This window comes from Chryseobacterium formosense (assembly GCF_900116415.1).
Taxonomy (GTDB): Bacteria; Bacteroidota; Bacteroidia; order Flavobacteriales; family Weeksellaceae; genus Chryseobacterium; species Chryseobacterium formosense.
This window is the reverse complement of sequence record NZ_FPAP01000002.1, coordinates 184,949-202,900: the sequence shown is the minus strand read 5'-3', so window position 1 is coordinate 202,900 and position 17,952 is coordinate 184,949. Positions and strand designations below refer to the sequence as shown.

At 36.8% G+C, this 17,952-nt stretch carries 13 protein-coding genes; 11 read left to right on the top strand and 2 right to left on the bottom strand.

Annotation, left to right across the window (positions count from 1 at the left end; all coding sequences use genetic code 11):
- Positions 1-2: 2 nt before the first annotated feature.
- Positions 3-1,241, bottom strand: coding sequence for an OmpP1/FadL family transporter (locus BM371_RS07145; protein WP_034677752.1), 1,239 nt, complete (start codon positions 1,239-1,241; stop codon positions 3-5).
- Positions 1,242-1,517: 276 nt separating this feature from the next.
- On the opposite strand from BM371_RS07145, the gene ricT reads away from it, so the two are divergent.
- From ricT to BM371_RS07120, 5 genes are all read left to right on the top strand, one after another.
- Positions 1,518-2,939 carry a PSP1 domain-containing protein gene (gene ricT, locus BM371_RS07140; protein ID WP_034677751.1) on the top strand — a complete coding sequence of 474 codons (1,422 nt, stop codon included), beginning with the start codon at positions 1,518-1,520 and terminating at the stop codon, positions 2,937-2,939.
- Complete coding sequence (locus tag BM371_RS07135) at positions 2,932-3,414, top strand: gliding motility lipoprotein GldH (RefSeq protein WP_034677750.1); 483 nt, start codon at positions 2,932-2,934, stop codon at positions 3,412-3,414. The genes ricT and BM371_RS07135 overlap by 8 nt, the downstream gene beginning before the upstream one ends.
- A complete protein-coding gene (locus BM371_RS07130; protein ID WP_034677748.1) occupies positions 3,401-5,782 on the top strand; it encodes a penicillin-binding protein 1A in 2,382 nt (793 codons plus the stop codon). Before BM371_RS07135 ends, BM371_RS07130 begins: the two co-directional genes overlap by 14 nt.
- A gap of 76 nt (positions 5,783-5,858) precedes the next feature.
- On the top strand, positions 5,859-7,400 hold the full coding sequence (locus BM371_RS07125) for a protein adenylyltransferase SelO (protein ID WP_034677746.1): 1,542 nt from the start codon (positions 5,859-5,861) through the stop codon (positions 7,398-7,400).
- Positions 7,401-7,460: 60 nt separating this feature from the next.
- Entirely contained in the window at positions 7,461-8,735 is a 1,275-nt protein-coding gene (locus tag BM371_RS07120; RefSeq protein WP_034677744.1) for a DUF6080 domain-containing protein, read from the top strand.
- Positions 8,736-8,785: 50 nt separating this feature from the next.
- Here the strand turns inward: BM371_RS07120 and BM371_RS07115 are convergent, their stop codons facing one another.
- Positions 8,786-9,322 carry a hypothetical protein gene (locus tag BM371_RS07115; RefSeq protein ID WP_034677743.1) on the bottom strand — a complete coding sequence of 179 codons (537 nt, stop codon included), beginning with the start codon at positions 9,320-9,322 and terminating at the stop codon, positions 8,786-8,788.
- Between the two features lie 184 nt (positions 9,323-9,506).
- Between BM371_RS07115 and BM371_RS07110 the strand changes: the two genes are divergently transcribed.
- The 6 genes from BM371_RS07110 to BM371_RS07085 are packed head-to-tail and all read left to right on the top strand — an operon-like array spanning position 9,507 to position 17,898.
- Positions 9,507-10,865 carry a c-type cytochrome gene (locus BM371_RS07110; RefSeq protein WP_034677741.1) on the top strand — a complete coding sequence of 453 codons (1,359 nt, stop codon included), beginning with the start codon at positions 9,507-9,509 and terminating at the stop codon, positions 10,863-10,865.
- A gap of 23 nt (positions 10,866-10,888) precedes the next feature.
- On the top strand, positions 10,889-13,948 hold the full coding sequence (locus BM371_RS07105; RefSeq protein ID WP_034677740.1) for a TAT-variant-translocated molybdopterin oxidoreductase: 3,060 nt from the start codon (positions 10,889-10,891) through the stop codon (positions 13,946-13,948).
- A 25-nt stretch (positions 13,949-13,973) separates the two neighbouring features.
- The gene (nrfD, locus tag BM371_RS07100; protein ID WP_034677738.1) at positions 13,974-15,371 is read left to right on the top strand and encodes an NrfD/PsrC family molybdoenzyme membrane anchor subunit; all 1,398 of its coding nucleotides are present in this window, start codon (positions 13,974-13,976) and stop codon (positions 15,369-15,371) included.
- The gene (locus BM371_RS07095; RefSeq protein WP_034677736.1) at positions 15,358-15,879 is read left to right on the top strand and encodes a DUF3341 domain-containing protein; all 522 of its coding nucleotides are present in this window, start codon (positions 15,358-15,360) and stop codon (positions 15,877-15,879) included. The genes nrfD and BM371_RS07095 overlap by 14 nt, the downstream gene beginning before the upstream one ends.
- On the top strand, positions 15,872-16,558 hold the full coding sequence (locus tag BM371_RS07090; protein ID WP_034677734.1) for a c-type cytochrome: 687 nt from the start codon (positions 15,872-15,874) through the stop codon (positions 16,556-16,558). Before BM371_RS07095 ends, BM371_RS07090 begins: the two co-directional genes overlap by 8 nt.
- Before the next feature lie 8 nt (positions 16,559-16,566).
- Entirely contained in the window at positions 16,567-17,898 is a 1,332-nt protein-coding gene (locus tag BM371_RS07085) for a hypothetical protein (RefSeq protein ID WP_034677733.1), read from the top strand.
- Positions 17,899-17,952 lie beyond the last annotated feature (54 nt).

The following is a 17,952-nucleotide window of genomic DNA, read 5'->3' as shown; positions in this document are numbered from 1 at the left end:
ATTTAAAAAGCATTATACGATAAACCAAGACCAAAATAGAACGCTTTTGCTTTCGCTTGGCCGTAGAATCCTAAATAGTCATTTTTCACATCTCTGCTTTGTGGCATTACGTAACCACCTGCAACATCAACTCCGAATTTATTAAACTTAAAGCCTAAACCTCCTGTTAAAACAAAAGAATCGAAAGAAGGCGTCTCAGGAATAAAGTCTTCATCAGAATACGGAGATTCATCATAATAAGCACCCAAACGACCAAAAATCATATTACTGAACGCATACTGAGTTCCCAATCTTACCGTTTTTGAATTTTTAAAATTCTTTGGCGCAACCAAAACCGTAGGATCTGCCTGATTTCCAATCGGAGCATTAGCAAAATCTAAAGTCAACTGACTGTATCTTTCCCAACCATGATAGTTAAAATCGGCAGAAATTAGCCATTTTGGTGTTACCTTATAGGTCATACCGATTGTATATTCTTCAACTAAAGGTAAAGTTGCTGTAAACGCATCCTGTCCGTTTGCATTCAGACCTAAAAGTCCGTTTACCGTAGTCTGAGCAGGAACTCTGAAAGTTGCAGTTCCTTTTTTAGCTTTCATATCAACCGGTGAACGATATGCAATACTCAGATCAAATTTAGGATCCGGTCGGAAATAGAAACCAAAACCATAACCATGACCTGTTGCTTTATCATCATTAATATTAACCGTTCCGCCAAATTGAGTTACCGCTTTATCCCAGTCTACTTTTCCTGTAGCATAAATATAACTTGCTCCGAAAGACAACCAGTCTGCCATTTTCACAGAAACCATCGGCTGGAAATAAAAGCTTTTTAGCTCAAGCTTCTGCACCATTTCTCTTCCTTCCCAATCGTATGGATATTGAATTGTACTTCCGAAAGGCGTAGAAAAACTGAAACCAATTGATAATTTATCAATCGGCTTGTAGGCAATCGCCGCATAAATCGGGGTACCGATAGGATTATCTGTTTCTGTACTGTTTAAAGTGTTTAGATTCTGAAAAGTAACTTTATTACTTGCTCCGAAGCCTCCTGCAACAACACTCAGTTTAGAAGGAATGAATGACATACCTGCCGGATTAAAGAATGCAACACTCGCATCTTCAGCATGAGCACTGGTGTGCGCCATTGCCAATTGCTTCACCCCCTGCAAAGAAACTCTAAAGCCTCCTGCGTAAGACAAAACTCCAGCCAATAAAGCAGTTGATACTAATATTTTTTTCATAGACTATTATTATATACCCAAATATAAAATTATTTTAGATACACCTGTTAATAAATCTTAATATTTTAAACTAAGCGCCAAAAGAAAACTATGTTTAAAATAACATTCAATACATAAAATACAATATCTTTTTGAATTACAAACAATTAAACATCAAAAAATCACACATTAATGATGATGTTTAATATTAAACAAATTCAAAAATTAATATTTAGTACATTTGGAATTGTATAAAGATAAAAATCAATAAATTTGCAAGATTAAACAAATTATAATATGAGTTGTGGATGTAAAACATCCGGCGATTCTGCACATTCTTGCGGAACTAAATCTGCGAATGGCTGTGAAAGTGTAAATACCTGCGGTAATAGTTATAAATTAAGTGTTTTCGATTGGCTGTCTGACGTACAAAATCCTGCGCAAACCAGGTGTGATTTTGTAGAAGTTAGATTTAAAAATGACAGAAAATCGTTTTTTAAGAATGTCAATAACATTCCTTTACATATAGGTAGCGTAGTAACAGTAGAATCGAGTCCGGGACATGATGTAGGGGTAGTAAGCCTCACAGGGGAATTGGTAAAAATTCAGATGAAGAAGAAAAGATCTTCAGAAGACAATGCCCTCAAAATATATAGATTAGCCAACCAAAAAGATATTGAGGTTTGGCAGGAAGCAAGAAAAAAAGAAGAAAATGTAAAAATTGAGGCTCGAAAAATTTCGCATCGATTAGGTCTTGAGATGAAGATAACCGATGTTGAATATCAAGGTGATTCTTCTAAAGTTACATTTTACTACACTGCCGATAATCGCGTGGATTTCAGAATGTTGATTAAAGAATTTGCGGGAGCTTTCCGCACAAAAATCGACATGAAACAGATTGGCTTCAGACAGGAAGCGGCAAAAGTTGGAGGTATCGGTTCATGCGGAAGAGAACTTTGCTGTTCAACATGGCTTACTGATTTCAGATCGGTAAACACCAATGTTGCAAGATACCAGCAACTAAGCATTAATCCTCAGAAATTAGCCGGACAATGTGGTAAACTGAAATGTTGTCTGAACTACGAATTAGACAGTTATCTTGATGCGTTAAGTCATTTTCCGTCTTCATCAACCGTTCTTGACACCGAAAAAGGTCGGGCGTTTTGTATAAAAATCGATGTTTTCAAAAAGAAAATGTGGTTTGCATATGTTGACAGCTCAATGGCTTGGTACGATTTCGATGTAGATTTGGTTAAAAAACTGATTTCAAAAAATAAAAGAGGTGAAAAAACGTTACCTCTCGAAGATTTGAAACAGCCAGAACTTTCTCTGCAAACTGTAGATTTAATTCAGGAAAACAGTGTTGACCGTTTTGAAAAGAAAAGAGGTTTCAATAAAAACAGAAACCAAAACCAGAATTCAAATCAAAATAGACCGAACAACAATCAAAATCCGGGACAAAAAAAGAACAGACCGGACAGAAACGATAAACCGGAGAGAACTGACAAGGGTGAAAGACAGGACAGACCGATGAGATCTGAAAAACCTCAGAAACCAAATCAGAATAATAATCTGAAACCCCAAAAAGAACAACAGCCAAAACCACACTTGGAAAAAGTGGACGCTGTAAATAATGATGCTGAGAAAAAACCTCAAAATCAACAACCCAAAAAGAAGTTCAAAAAGAAATTCCCTCCAAAAAAAGATAATAATGCATAAAATCTCAGGATTTTTTCTCCTTATTTTTTTGGTAAGCTGCAATGCTTCCGAAGAAAATGTTGTGATGAACAATGTTGATAACAAATGGGATAAGAAGACCGAACAAAAATTTAATCTTGAAATTTCGGATCCGCAAAATCCTAAAAATCTTATATTTGTTGTAAGAAACAACAACGAATATCCTTACAGCAATATAAGGTTCATTGTAAATCTTACTGATCCTAAAACCAAAGCCAGGCAAACCGATACATTGAATTATGTTTTGGCAAAACCAAATGGAGAATGGCTGGGAACAGGATTTGGAGAAGTAAAAGAGACTTTATTTCAGTATAAACTGAATTATAAATTTCCTGAAAAAGGCAATTATGAAATTTCTGTTGCTCAGGCAATGAGAAATGATAATCTTCCGGGAATAGAAGATTTAGGAATAAAAGTAGAAACGGCAAAAACCGTAAGTACAAATGGAACAAAATAAGCAAAATACAGGAAACAAGGGAAAAACGTTCCCGCTTCCTCCTAAAAAGAACCAAAAAATCACAGCATGGAAGAGGTGGGTGAAATTCATCTGGATCGGTCTTATTGCTGTGGTTTTAGGAATTTCAGGACTTTTCTTTGCGGTTTCCCAAGGTTTTCTTGGTGAAATGCCCGATGTAAAAGAACTTGAAAACCCGGATATTTATGTTGCCTCTGAAATTTATTCTTCAGACGGTGTTCTTTTAGGTAAATTCGAAAAAGAAAAAACTCAGCCGGTTACATATAAAGATTTGCCTCCTTATTTAATCTATGCCCTTCAGGCAAAAGAAGATGAGCGTTTCAAAGAACATTCAGGGATTGATCTAAAATCAATTTTAAGAGCTGTAAGATATGGTGGCGACCGAGGTGGAGGTTCTACCATTACACAACAGTTAGCAAAACTCTTGTTTACAAAAGAGCCATCAAGAAATCCAGTAAAAAGAGCTATTCAGAAGCTTAAAGAGTGGGTTGTGGCAGTTAGTCTTGAAAAAAGATATACAAAAGAGGAAATCATCACATTGTATTTCAATAAATTTGATTTTACTTACAACGCAAATGGTGTCGAAATGGCATCAAAAATTTATTTCAATAAATCGACAACACAGTTGACACTTCCTGAAGCTGCTGTATTTGTATCAATGTTGGAAGCTCCAATAGCAAACAACCCATTGAGGAATCCAGACCGAGCTAAAAGAAGAAGAGATGTCGTATTATCTCAAATGCTTGAGACAGGTTACATAGATCAGTCAACTTATGATAAGGCTGTTGCTACACCTATTACTACAGATTATCATCCAATTAAAAATATCACTGATGACTACTCTGCATATTATAAGTTTTATTTGAAAAAGGAAATAGACACCTATCTTAAAGATTACGAAAAAGAAACAGGGAAACCTTTAAATCTTTTTAAAGATGGTTTAAAAATATATGTTACGCTGGATTCTAAAATGCAGAAATATGCCGAAGAATCAATCAAAGAACATTTAACAGATCTTCAGAAAAGATTTGATGCAGAACAAAGAGGTAGAAAAAACAGGCCTTTTTATTACCTAAATGATCAACAGGCACACAATGTAATGATGCAGGCCGTAAAAAGAACAGGTCGTTACAAACAGTTGAGTAGAGCCGGAGTTTCTGAAGATTCAATTATGATGGAATTCAAAAAGCCTATAAAAATGTCAAGATTTACATGGGCCGGAGAAGAAGAAGTTGAGATGAGTCCGTGGGATTCTATCAGATACCATAAACAAATTGCACAGGCTGGTTTAATGTCTATGGTTCCCGGAACAGGTGAAATTAAAGCTTGGGTTGGAGGAATTGATTGGCAACACTTCCAATATGATCACATCAAACAAGGAAAAAGACAGGTTGGTTCAACCTTCAAACCTTTCGTTTATGCGACTGCGATTATGAAATTAGGCTTAACACCTTGTTCAACAATCTCAAACGCAAGCTTCAATAAAGGAAGTTACCATGTTCCTGGAAGAGGCGGAATGTTGACATTAAAAGACGCTTTAGCACATTCTCAAAACCCTGTAGCACTAAGACTGGCTGAAATGTCAGGAACGCAAAGTGTTATTCAAACGGCGAGAGACTTAGGGGTTACTGAAGAAATTTCCACAAGTCTACCGATGGCTTTAGGGGCTTCAGATATTACCATTTACGAAATGGTTGGAGCTTACAGCACATTTGCCAACTACGGAAATTACAACAAACCGGAAATGATCTGGAGAATTGAAGACGTAAACGGAAGAGTTATAAAAGAAGTCATTTCTGAACCTAAAGAAGTAATGAACCCTAATTACGCTTACACCATGATTGAATTGATGAAGGGTGTTGCACAATACGGAACTGCATCAGGTGAATTAGGAAGAAAAGGAATATCTAAAGCGGTAGAAATTGCCGGTAAAACGGGAACAACCCAGAATAATTCCGACGGTTGGTTTATGGGAATTGTACCTAAACTTGCAACCGGAGCTTGGGTTGGTTGGGAAGACAGAGCAACACACTTCTGGGGAACCGGTGAAGGACAAGGAGCAAAAATGGCGCTTCCGATCTGGGCAATTTTCATGAAGAAAGTCTGGGCCGATAAAAGCTTAAAAATATCTCCTGACGATAAATTCGTAAAACCTCTCGACTGGAAAGACGGATGCAGTAATCTTCAGGGACTTGGTGGCGGATACGGCGACGACGGCGGGCTTCAGACCATTGATGATCTGAAAAACCCTCGCCCTGCAGAAACAGGACCGAAGAACAATTCCGGTAAGAAAGAAGACAACGTCAATGAACATCTGAACACCAGTGAAGATATTGACTTTAACAAATAAAATTCTTTATAATAATCATAAGACCTTTCAATTACTGAAGGGTCTTTTTTGTTTTCTGTTTTAATATCTTTGAAACATGAATATTGATCAAATTACTCAGCCTTTTATTGACATGTTTCCAGGTGATTTTTCAGGAAATCCAATGCAGAGAAATACGCCTAAAGTTCTTTTTTCGACAGTAAATCCTGTTGGCTTTGACAACCCAAAACTGGTTGCATTTAATCAAAAATTTTCAGAAGAAATAGGATTGGGAAAATTTCAAGAAAGTGACATTAATTTTTTAGCAGCAACAAATTTATTTGAAAAAATAAAGACTTACGCAACGGCTTATGCAGGACATCAGTTCGGAAACTGGGCAGGCCAGTTAGGAGACGGCAGAGCCATTCTTGCCGGAGAAATCACCAATGAAAGCGGTAAAAAAAACGAAATTCAATGGAAAGGTGCGGGAGCAACTCCTTATTCCCGTCATGCGGACGGAAGAGCTGTTCTAAGATCTTCTGTTCGGGAATATCTGATGAGTGAAGCAATGCATCATTTAGGAATTCCTACAACCAGAGCTTTGAGTTTAGCATTTACAGGAGAAAGTGTGGTTCGCGACATTATGTACAGCGGAGATCCTCAGGAAGAAAAAGGCGCAGTAATCATTAGAACTGCTGAAAGTTTTCTCCGTTTTGGTCATTTTGAACTGATGTCTGCCCAAAAAGAAATTAACACATTAATTGATCTTACCGATTTCACTATTGAAAATTATTTTAAAGATATTAAACCTGAAGGCGAACAAAAATACCAGGCGTTTTTCACTGAGGTTTGCAAGAGAACAGCCGATTTAATGGTTGAATGGTTCAGAGTTGGATTTGTACATGGGGTGATGAATACAGACAATATGTCGATTTTAGGTTTAACGATTGACTACGGACCTTATTCGATGATGGATGAATATGATTTAAATTTCACACCAAATACCACGGATCTTCCGGGAAGAAGATATGCTTTCGGAAAGCAGGGGCAAATATCGCAATGGAATCTCTGGCAATTGGCAAATGCGCTTTTTCCTTTGATAAAAGATGAAAAATTTCTGGAAGAAACATTAAATAATTATGGTAATTATTTTTGGGAAGCTCATGATACAATGCTGTGCAGAAAATTTGGTTTTGATGAGCTAAAGAAAGATGACGAAGAATTTTTCACAAATTGGCAAGCTTTAATGCAGGAGTTACAGTTGGATTACACTTTGTTCTTTAATCAATTGGAAAAGCTTGATGAAAATTCTGATATTAAACATCTTTTTTCATCAGTTTCGTATGGATTTTTAGACGAATCAAAAACTCAAAAACTTGAACATTTTATTTCATCTTACGAGTCGAGATTACGAGAAAATAAAATTTCGAAAAAAGAATCTTTAGATTTAATGAAGAAAACTAATCCTAAATTTATCCTGAGAAACTACCTTTTGTACGAATGTATTGAAGAAATCAACAACGGAAAAACTGAAATGCTAGAAAAACTTACCAAGGCTTTGGAAAATCCATATGAAGAAATATTTCCTGAATTATCTATAAAAAGACCATCAGGATATGATGATGTTTCAGGATGCTCGATGTTGTCTTGTAGTTCATAAATATATCTAACCCACCTTTTCAGGTGGGTTTTTTATTTTACTTTTGCAAAAAATAAATTAGTGTCATTCAAATCTAAATTTTTAAACTTTTTTAAGATCGTTTTTCCGTCTTCATGGGCAGAATTCGGCTTATTTGTACTCTTTATTCTCGCTTACGGAATTTTCGGAACTTATTTAGCACAGCATTACCGCATTATTTTTGATGCAAGAATTCCTTGGGATGGGTATTTTAGTTTCGACAATAAAGCCATCGTTATGAGCGGCGGAAGCTTTGAAAGACACCCACTCTCCTATTATTTTTTCAACTGGATCCGTGAATTGGCATTTTATATTTCAGGTGGAAAAACAGGAAGCAATTTCAGACTAACATTGGCTTGGCTGAGCAACATCACAATCAGTTTAAGTTTAATTCAGATTTTTAAATATTTAAAAAATATTATTCAGCTTCCTTTAGGTTTAAATATTCTGATTGTAGCTTTTTTCAGTATTTTTTCAACGAACATTTTGCTTTCTTTCACTCCGGAAACGTATACTTACACTCTATTTTTATTGGTTTTATTTAATTATTATACCGCAATAAAATTTAAAAAAGATCAAAAAATAGCCGGTTCAGCTTTAGTGTTAGCAGGAATTACCGTTGGTGGATTAACGGTTACCAATATTATTAAAGTTTTTATTCCCATCGCGTTTGAAAAAGGCCTTTTTAAAAGCTGGAAAAAATTTGGGAATGCCGTTTTCAGAGTTTCACTTACCTGCGTGGCTTTTATTGCGCTTTATCTTTACCGAATTGATTTTAAATACTCAAATATTCTGTCAAAATCAGGCGAACAATACGAGAAATTCTCTAATGTAAAATCTACTCCGACATGGGATATGATTTACTCTTACTTTTTTGGTGGCAGTATTCTTTTCCCCAGTTTCTTTATCCGTGAAAAGCACAATATGAAAGGTTTTTATTACAAAGCACTTTTCATGGATGTTTACACTTCAATCGTTCCTTATATTTTTATAGGATTACTTTTAATTTTAATATTCTGGAGCTATTTCAGAAATTTTAAAAACAAGCTTGCTCAGATTGTAATGCTTTCTATGTTTGTTGACATTTTAATTCATTGTGTTTTGAGATTCGGGCTTCACACGTCATACATTTATGGCGGTCATTTTGTTTTTGCATTCCCGATTATGTTGGGCTGGCTGTTTTTTTCTTACCGAAATTCTCCGAAGATGGTATCTTTATTAACAGTTTTACTTGGTATAATGTTCACTTTCTTGCTTTTCAATAATTATGTAAGAATGTGGGAATTTTATGATTTTGTAAATCAATATTACAGATAAAAAAGGCTGAGAAAATTTATTCTCAGCCTTTAATTTTTTATTTAAACTAACTATTTTGCCTCTGCACAGAAAACTCTGTACTGTATTGGCAAAGCAGATTTGAAATATTCTTTCACACGCGCCAAATCACCTGCTGCACTTTGTTTTGAGAAATAACTTCCTGCAAGAATTTTATAGTTTGGTCTTAACGAAGCATCTACTTCAACCTTCAGATTTGGAAATCTTTTTCTGAAATAAGCTTTCACTTCATTTGCTTCATCATTACTTTTTACCGTGGTAATCTGAATTTTATATCCTAAAATTTTAGGATTTTTTCTACAGATCTCCGCATTGGTCAGTTCTCTGCTCGGAACATAAATTTTTGTCGGTTTAGCTGGTTCATCGTCATCATTTCCTGACGAGAATTTAGTTGATGCTGCCTTCGCACAACGATCTTCTATTGCTTCCAAAGCCTCATTTACACGAGAATCCATAGTAATCGTAAGTTCTGTACCCGAAAGTGTGTCTTTTTTCACAACCTGCTGTGCTTCAATTGTATAAAAACCAAAAAAAGATAAAGCCGAAAATATTTTGATGAAATTTCTCATTTAAACTTGTTTCAGCAAATTTATAATAAATAAAAAAAACCAGCAAACGCAGTTATTTAGAATAGTTACAAATTAAACACATATGACATTTTACCTTTTGTTAAAGCCGTTAAATTCTTCTTAAAAATATTATTTTTGCGGAATTGATTACACATTCAATATTTACTAACATAAGATAATTTAAATGATTAGTTGGAGAAAGCATTATAAAAAAGGGCTGATTGCGATAGGTTTATTGCTATCAACAAGTGCTTCAATTTACGGGCAAGACGGCGATCCTAAAAATGGTGAGAAACTTTTTAAGGCAAACTGTACGGCATGTCACGCTTTAGACAAACAGGTAGTAGGACCGGCACTGAAAGGTGTGGTAGACAGACTGAAAACTGAGCAGGGACTTGACACAGACTGGCTTCACAAGTGGATTAAAGACAACAAAGCACTTAGAGCCTCGGGCGATAAGTATGCAAATGAAGTATTTGAAAAGTTTAATAAGACTGAAATGCAGGTCTTTCCTAATCTTGCAGATAAGGATATCGACGATATTTTAGCTTATACAACAAACCCTCCTGTTGAAGAGCCTAAAGCTGATGCTAAAGCAACTACAGAAAACACGGTTGCAGCACCGCAAAACAACAATACAACTTCTAGTATTGTAATCATTTCACTTATTGCTATTGCTGGTTTATTGGTTTGGATCTTAATCAAACTAAGACAATTGGTAAAATTGGGTCAGTCAGAAGATTTGGCAGGACTTAATGAAACAAGGGTTAAATCTTTCAGCGAAATCTATGCAAAATACCATTATATCGGAAAAGGATTGCTTGCAATTCTTGCTATTTTAGCAACTTACGGTATCTGGAACTGGATCATGTGGATCGGTGTTTATAAAGGTTATAAGCCGGAACAGCCTATCTACTTCTCTCACAAAATTCACGCTGGAGAACAGAAAATCGACTGTCAGCTTTGTCACTCAAGTGCTAAATACGGTAAAGTATCTGAAATTCCTTCGATGAACGTTTGTATGAACTGTCACAGAACAATTTCTGAATACAATGCAGATCACTACATGGAACCAGGAAAAGACAAAGCATTCTATGACGGAGAAATCCAGAAAATATATGCTGCTACAGGATGGGATCCCGCGAAACAACAATATACAGGTAAAACAACTCCTGTAGAATGGACAAGAATCCACAACATGCCTGATTTCGTTTACTTCAACCACTCTCAACACGTAGTTGCAGGTGAACAAGCTATCATCAACTCATTCAACAAGAAAAATCCTGACAATAAAATCGACGTAGTTTGTAAAGCTTGTCACGGAAAAATCGATACAATGAATGTTGTACAAATGGCAAACGACTTCACTATGGGATGGTGTATCGAATGTCACAGAACAACTGAAGTTGATATGAACAACGGTTATAATAAAGAATACTTCAAAAATCTACACGAAAAGCTTAAAAAGCAATACCCGAAAGATGGTGGTAAGATCACTGTAGATGCAATTGGAGGTCTTGAGTGTGGTAAATGTCATTATTAATAACTAAAAAATTAGAAGTATAAATGGCTTCAAACAAAATACAATTTAGAAGTATTCACGAACTTAAAGACCCTGCCTTAAACGGTAAGCTGGCTCTTAAAGAGTTCCAAGAAGAAATTCCGGTAGAAGATTTCCTAGAAGGTGCCGAAAAAACTGACGGTACATCCAGAAGAGATTTCCTAAAACTATTAGGTTTCTCTACAGCAGCAGTAACTTTGGCTGCGTGTGAAGCACCGGTAATCAAAACGATTCCTTATGTAGTAAAACCTCACGATATTATTCCTGGAGTTCCAAACTACTACGCTTCAACATATTTTGACGGTTTCGACTTTGCAAGTGTTTTAGTAAAAACAAGAGAAGGTAGACCCATCAAAATCGATCCGAACCCGGCAGCTGGAGATTTAGGTAAAACTAATGCAAGAGCTCAGGCGGCGGTACTTTCTCTTTACGATAACGATAAAGTAAAGCAGCCAAAACTTGACGGGAAAGACGAAACTTTCGATAAAGTAGATGATTTCGTTTTGAAAGGATTAAACGAAGCTCAGGCTTCAGGTAAAAAGATTGTTCTTTTATCTCAGTCTTTCGCTTCTCCTACATTCAAAAAACTTTTTGCTGAATTTAAAGCAAAATATCCTACCGCTGAATTGGTAACTTATGATGCTTTCCCTTATTCTGCAGCATTAGATGCAGCTCAGGAAGTATTCGGAACAAGAGCTTTACCTGTTTATGACCTTAAAGGTTCTGAATTGGTGGTAGCTTTCCACGCTGATTTCTTAGGAGATTACAATGCTGCAAGCTTAGAAACTTCTTATACAGCAGCAAGAGTTCCGGGAGCAACGATGTTGAGACACATTCAGGTTGAATCTAATATGTCTTTAACAGGTGCAAACGCTGACTCAAGAATCAGATTAAAGCCAAGTTCAGTAAACAAAACTTTGGTTGAAGTTTACAATGCAATCGTTGGAGGTGGTTCTTCAGATAAAATTGCTAACGAAATCGCTAAAGAATTACAGGCTAAAGGCAGCAAAGCTGTTGTTTTTGCTGATGGTTCTAAAGGAGCACAGGTTTTAGCACATTTAATTAACCAAAAATTAGGTTCAGTAGCTTTCACTGGTAAAGCAAACTTCCTTAAAGAATTTGATAAAGCAAGATTTCAGGAATTTTTAGGATGGGTAAATGGTGGACAAGTTGGAGTATTGATTACAAACAACGTAGACCCTATTTATTCTCACCACAAAGGTCAGGATTTCAAAAAAGCGATTGCTAAAGTTCCTTATGTAATTGCGGTTACAGATAAAAAGAACGAAATGTATAAAGCAGCGAAAGCTGTAATTCCTGTAGCAAACTGGCTAGAATCTTGGGGTGATATGGAACCTCAGACAGGTGTTTATACATTAATGCAGCCAACGATCCAGAAAATCTACAAATCAAGACAGATTGAAGAATCTCTATTGGTTTGGAAAAATGGAAAAAACAACGCTGCAAACAATTATTATGATTATTTAAAAGCTAATTCGGCTTCTGTTTTAGGTGGAACAACTTTCAACAAAGCTTTATATAATGGTGTGGTAGCTTCTACTAATGCAACAACATTATCTTATTCTGGCGGAAATGCTCAGCTGGCTATTGCAGAATTAGCAAACTTCAAAGCTTCAGATTTAGAATTAGTTCTTTATACTAAGACTTCAATCGGAGACGGAACTCAGGCAAACAACCCTTGGTTGCAGGAATTACCAGATCCTTTGACAAGAATGTCTTGGGACAATTACCTTACAATTTCTCCTAAAGATGCTGAAAGATTAGGAATAGAAAATGATCTTAACGCAAGAATGCAGTTGGATGGCTCTATTGTAAATCTTACCGTAAACGGAGTGAAAATAGAAAATGTACCTGTATTCATTCAGCCGGGACAAGCTGACGGATCTGTCGGTCTTGCTTTAGGATATGGTAAAAAAGATTCAGGAGCAACTGCAGATACTGGGGTAAATGCTTATCCTTTATTTGATGGTTCAAACTTAGTCGTTTCAAATGTTTCAATTGAAAAGACAGGGGAAGATCATGAGTTTGCAGGTATTCAGCTTCAGAATACATTAATGGGTCGTTATGATATTGCTAAAGAAGTTCCTTTGGCTGAATTTATCAACGTACCATTTGATGATGAGCACAAAGGTTGGAACAAACCATTGGAATATCACACAATTAGTGGAGCTCTTCCAGCTGGTAAAATTGACCTTTGGGATGCATTTGATGATACAGACGGACCTCACTTCAACTTATCTGTTGACTTGAACTCTTGTACTGGTTGTGGAGCATGTATCATTGCTTGTCAGGCAGAAAACAACGTTCCTGTTGTAGGTAAAGAAGAGATCAGAATGTCTAGAGATATGTATTGGTTGAGAATCGACCGCTACTATTCTTCTACTCAGAAAGTGACAACTTACGACGGATTAAAAGAAGGAATGGCAGTTCCTGAATTATACGGAAGTGGTGTTTTAGGGATCGAGGGAGCTTTAGAAAACCCTGCGGATAACCCGGATGTAATCTTCCAGCCGGTAATGTGTCAGCACTGTAACCATGCTCCATGTGAAACGGTTTGTCCGGTTGCGGCAACTTCACACGGTAAGCAAGGTCAAAACCACATGGCTTACAACAGATGTATCGGTACAAGATATTGTGCAAACAACTGTCCGTACAAAGTAAGACGTTTCAACTGGTTCACTTATAACTTGAACGATCGTTTCGATTTCAACATGAATAACGATCTTGGAAGAATGGTTCTTAACCCGGATGTTGTTGTAAGAACTAGAGGGGTTATGGAGAAATGTTCTATGTGTATCCAAATGACTCAGGCAACAATTCTTGAGGCTAAAAAGGAGAACAGAATAGTGAAGGACGGAGAGTTCCAAGTAGCATGTGCGAAAGCTTGTTCTACAGGTTCGCTTCAGTTCGGAGACATGAATGACAAAGAATCTACCGTTAGAAAATTGTATTCTAACAATAGAAGATATCATTTACTTGAAGAGATCGGAACAAAACCAAATGTGTTCTATCACACTAAAGTAAGAAACAGAGTAGAAAAATAAAGTTTAAATAATAAATAGGTAAAAAATGTCAGGACATTACGAAGCTCCGATAAGGGAACCTCTAATTATTGGTCACAAAACTTATCACGATATCACAGAAGATATTGCACGACCTATCGAAGAAAGAGCAGGTAAATTATGGTGGATTTCACTATACGCAGCCTTAGTTCTATTCATCTATGGATTCGGATGTATCGCTTATACGATCGGGACAGGTATTGGAGCATGGGGGCTTAACAGAACTATTAACTGGGGTTGGGATATTACCAACTTCGTATGGTGGGTTGGTATCGGTCACGCCGGAACACTAATCTCAGCAGTATTATTATTATTTAGACAGAGATGGAGAATGTCTGTAAACAGATCTGCAGAGGCGATGACGATCTTTGCGGTTGTACAGGCAGCAATCTTCCCGGTAATTCATATGGGTAGAGTTTGGGTAGGATATTGGGTATTCCCATTACCAAACCAGTTTGGTTCTCTTTGGGGGAACTTCAACTCTCCTCTACTTTGGGACGTATTTGCGATCTCTACGTATTTCTCGGTATCAACTGTATTCTGGTTTATGGGTCTTATCCCTGACTTTGCAATGATCAGAGATAGAGCAAAAACTCCTTGGACCAAGAAAATTTATACATTCCTTGCATTCGGTTGGGGTGGTAAAGCAAAACACTGGCAAAGATTCGAAGAACTTTCTTTGGTTCTTGCAGGTTTGGCAACTCCACTTGTATTCTCAGTACACACTACCGTATCTTTTGACTTCGCAACTTCGGTTATTAAAGGATGGCACTCTACAATCTACCCTCCTTACTTCGTTGCCGGCGCGATCTTCTCAGGATTTGCAATGGTACAGACCTTATTGTTAGTTGCAAGAAAAGTTTGTCACCTTGAAGATTACATCACCATGTATCATATCGAAATTATGAACATCGTAATCATTCTAACTGGTGGTATGGTAACTGTGGCATATGCAACTGAATATTTCATCGGATGGTACTCTGGTTCAAGATACGAAGACTTTACTTATCTTTCTCCGGGTGCTGCTGTTGGACCTTACTGGTGGGCATTCTGGTCATTGATTATCTGTAACCTTGTGGTTCCTGCTTCTTTCTGGTTCAAGAGACTTAGAACGAATATTATCTGGACGTTCATCGTTGCATTAATCATCAACATTGGTATGTGGTTTGAACGTTTCGATATCATCGTAATCAACCTTTCAAGAGATTACTTACCAGGATCTTGGACAATGTTTAAACCAACCATTATCGACGTAGGTGTATATTTAGGAACAATCGGATTCTTCTCTGTATTATTCTTATTGTACGCAAGAACATTCCCTGTAATTGCACAGGCCGAATTAAAATCGATTTTGAAAATCTCAGGTGAAACTTATAAAGCAAAAGAAGGAGATGAGCACCACTAAAATTGTATACGGACTTTATGCTGACGACGACGATTTAATGAACGGCGTTAAAGCATTCAACGATAAAGGAATCGCTATTAACGAAGTTTATACTCCGTTTCCGGTTCACGGACTTGACAAAGCTTTAGGTTTAAAGAAAACAAGAATTTCTGACGCTGCTTTTATTTATGCTTTATATGGTGTGAGTATCGGTGCTACAGTTACCTGGTACGTAATGAACCACGACTGGCCTCAGAATATCGGTGGTAAACCGGCTTTTGACTGGGCACACAATATGCCTGCATTCGTAGTTCCAATGTTTGAATTAATGGTATTCTGTGCAGCACACATGATGTCTTTAACTTTCTTGGTTAGAAACAAAATGTATCCGGGTGCACCGGCTCAGAATCCGGATCCGAGAACTACTGATGATAAATTCCTTATGGAATTCGTAACTGAAGATGTAGAATCTGTAAAACAGTTACTAATAGAAACAGGAGTAGAAGAAATAACCGTTAAAGATGCTTAAAATGAAGAAAAATATTTTAAAAATTACAGCGGTTTTAGGTTTAACTACAGTTTTACTTAATTCTTGCGGACCGAATGAAAATGCACCTTTAGTTTACTTTCCGGATATGTATTTCCCAGTGGCATACGATCCTTTGATGAAAGCTCAGGATGCCTATTCAGATCATGAAAATGAAATTCCTGCATTCGTAAAAAATAACGGTGCAACTGGTCTTTCTCCTGTAGAAGGTTCAGTAGCTCAAAATAAAGATGGTGTATTTGAGGAAAGCAAACTTCCAAAAACACCTGACGAGTACAACGCTGGTTATGATGCTTCAAAAGCAATCACGGCATCTCCGTTGAATCCTGCAAATTCTGCAAAAGATATTGAGAGAGGTAAAATGCTTTTTGATCGTACTTGTTCAGCTTGCCACGGAACTGGCGGTGACGGTCAGGGACCAATTGTACAGAGCGGAGCTTATTCTGGTGTACCAAATTATGCAGACAGAGAAATCACTGTAGGATCTGTACATTATGTATTAACAAACGGTAGAAACGCAATGGGATCATACGCTGGTCAACTAAACGCTGGAGACAGATGGAGAGTTGCCATGTATGTAATCAATACGTTTAAGAAAAGTGCAGCTCCGGCTCCTGCAGCTGCTGCAGCAACAACAGAGACTACCGAAACTAAAAAATAAGAAAAGAAATGTATAGTTTTTCACCAAAATTAAAATCAACTTCTATAATCCTTCTTGTTGTAGGTTTAGTTCTGTTTGCTGTCGGATTCTTTATGAATAAAGGAATTTCTACAGAAAAAATCGAACATATGATGGAAGCTTTACATGCTTCTGGTCATAATGCTCCTACTCACTCAAGCGAAATGACAGGTCCACAAGATCATCAGGCGCATTTGGAACATGCTACTTTGCAGGTTCACAATCAGCCATTAGCATCAATTCACTTTGTAGCAGTATTCTTCTTCGGAGTTAGCTGTTGTGTATTGTTCTTCTACTGTATTCAGCACGCAGCTCATGCAGGATGGCCAATTATTATTACAAGAGTAATGGAAGCTATTGCTTCATATATTCCTTGGGGTGGTGCTATTTTGATCATCATTATGATTCTCAATATCACGCACAATGGTCACCTTTTCCATTGGATGGATCCTGAGTTGACAGACCCTGAATCTGGTCACTTCGACGTAATCTTATTCGAAAAGAAAAGATTCTTAAACATTCCTTTCTATGCAATCAGAACAATTATCTACGTTGTAGGTGCTTCGTTCTTCGCTTGGAAACTTAAGGCAATGTCTAAAAAAGTTGACGAAACAAAATCAAGATTAGATTATCAGTTCCTTTACAGATGGGCGGTAGGATATATTGCATTCTTCGGATTTGCATCTGCAGCTTGGGCTTGGGATTGGTTGATGTCTATTGATCCACACTGGTATTCTACAATGTATATTTGGTATTCAATGGTTAGCTGCCTTTCAAGTGGTATTGCGGTTATCATTTTATTAAGTGTTTTCCTTAAGAAAAATGGTTTCTTGCCACAGTTCAATGACAACCACTTACACGATTTAGGAGTTTTCCTTTTCGCTACAAGTATGCTTTGGACGTACACATGGTTTGCTCAGTTCATGCTTTACTGGTATGCAAACGTTCCGGAAGAGGTAAACTATTTCTTCGGAAGATTCGAGCACTACTCTTCCACTTTCTTACCAATGCTTATTGTAAACTTCTTATTACCATTATTGGTTTTAGTGAGCAGCAGCATCAAGAGAAACTACAAAGTAGTAACGGTGATGGCAATTGTTGTAATTTTAGGACACATCTTAGATTACTTCAATATGGTAATGCCGGGAACAGTAGGACCTTACTGGAATACTCCTGAAGTATTATTATTAGTTCTAGGTTCTATCTTATTTGTGGCTGGATTATTTATGTTAACGGTGCTTTCAGCATTAACTAAACTAAAACTAATTCCTACAGGGAACCCTTATCTACACGAATCTGAAATTTATGAGTATCCTTTCTAAGGACTTGTAACAAAATAATCTTAAAAGAGACTGATTTTTATATTCAGTCTCTTT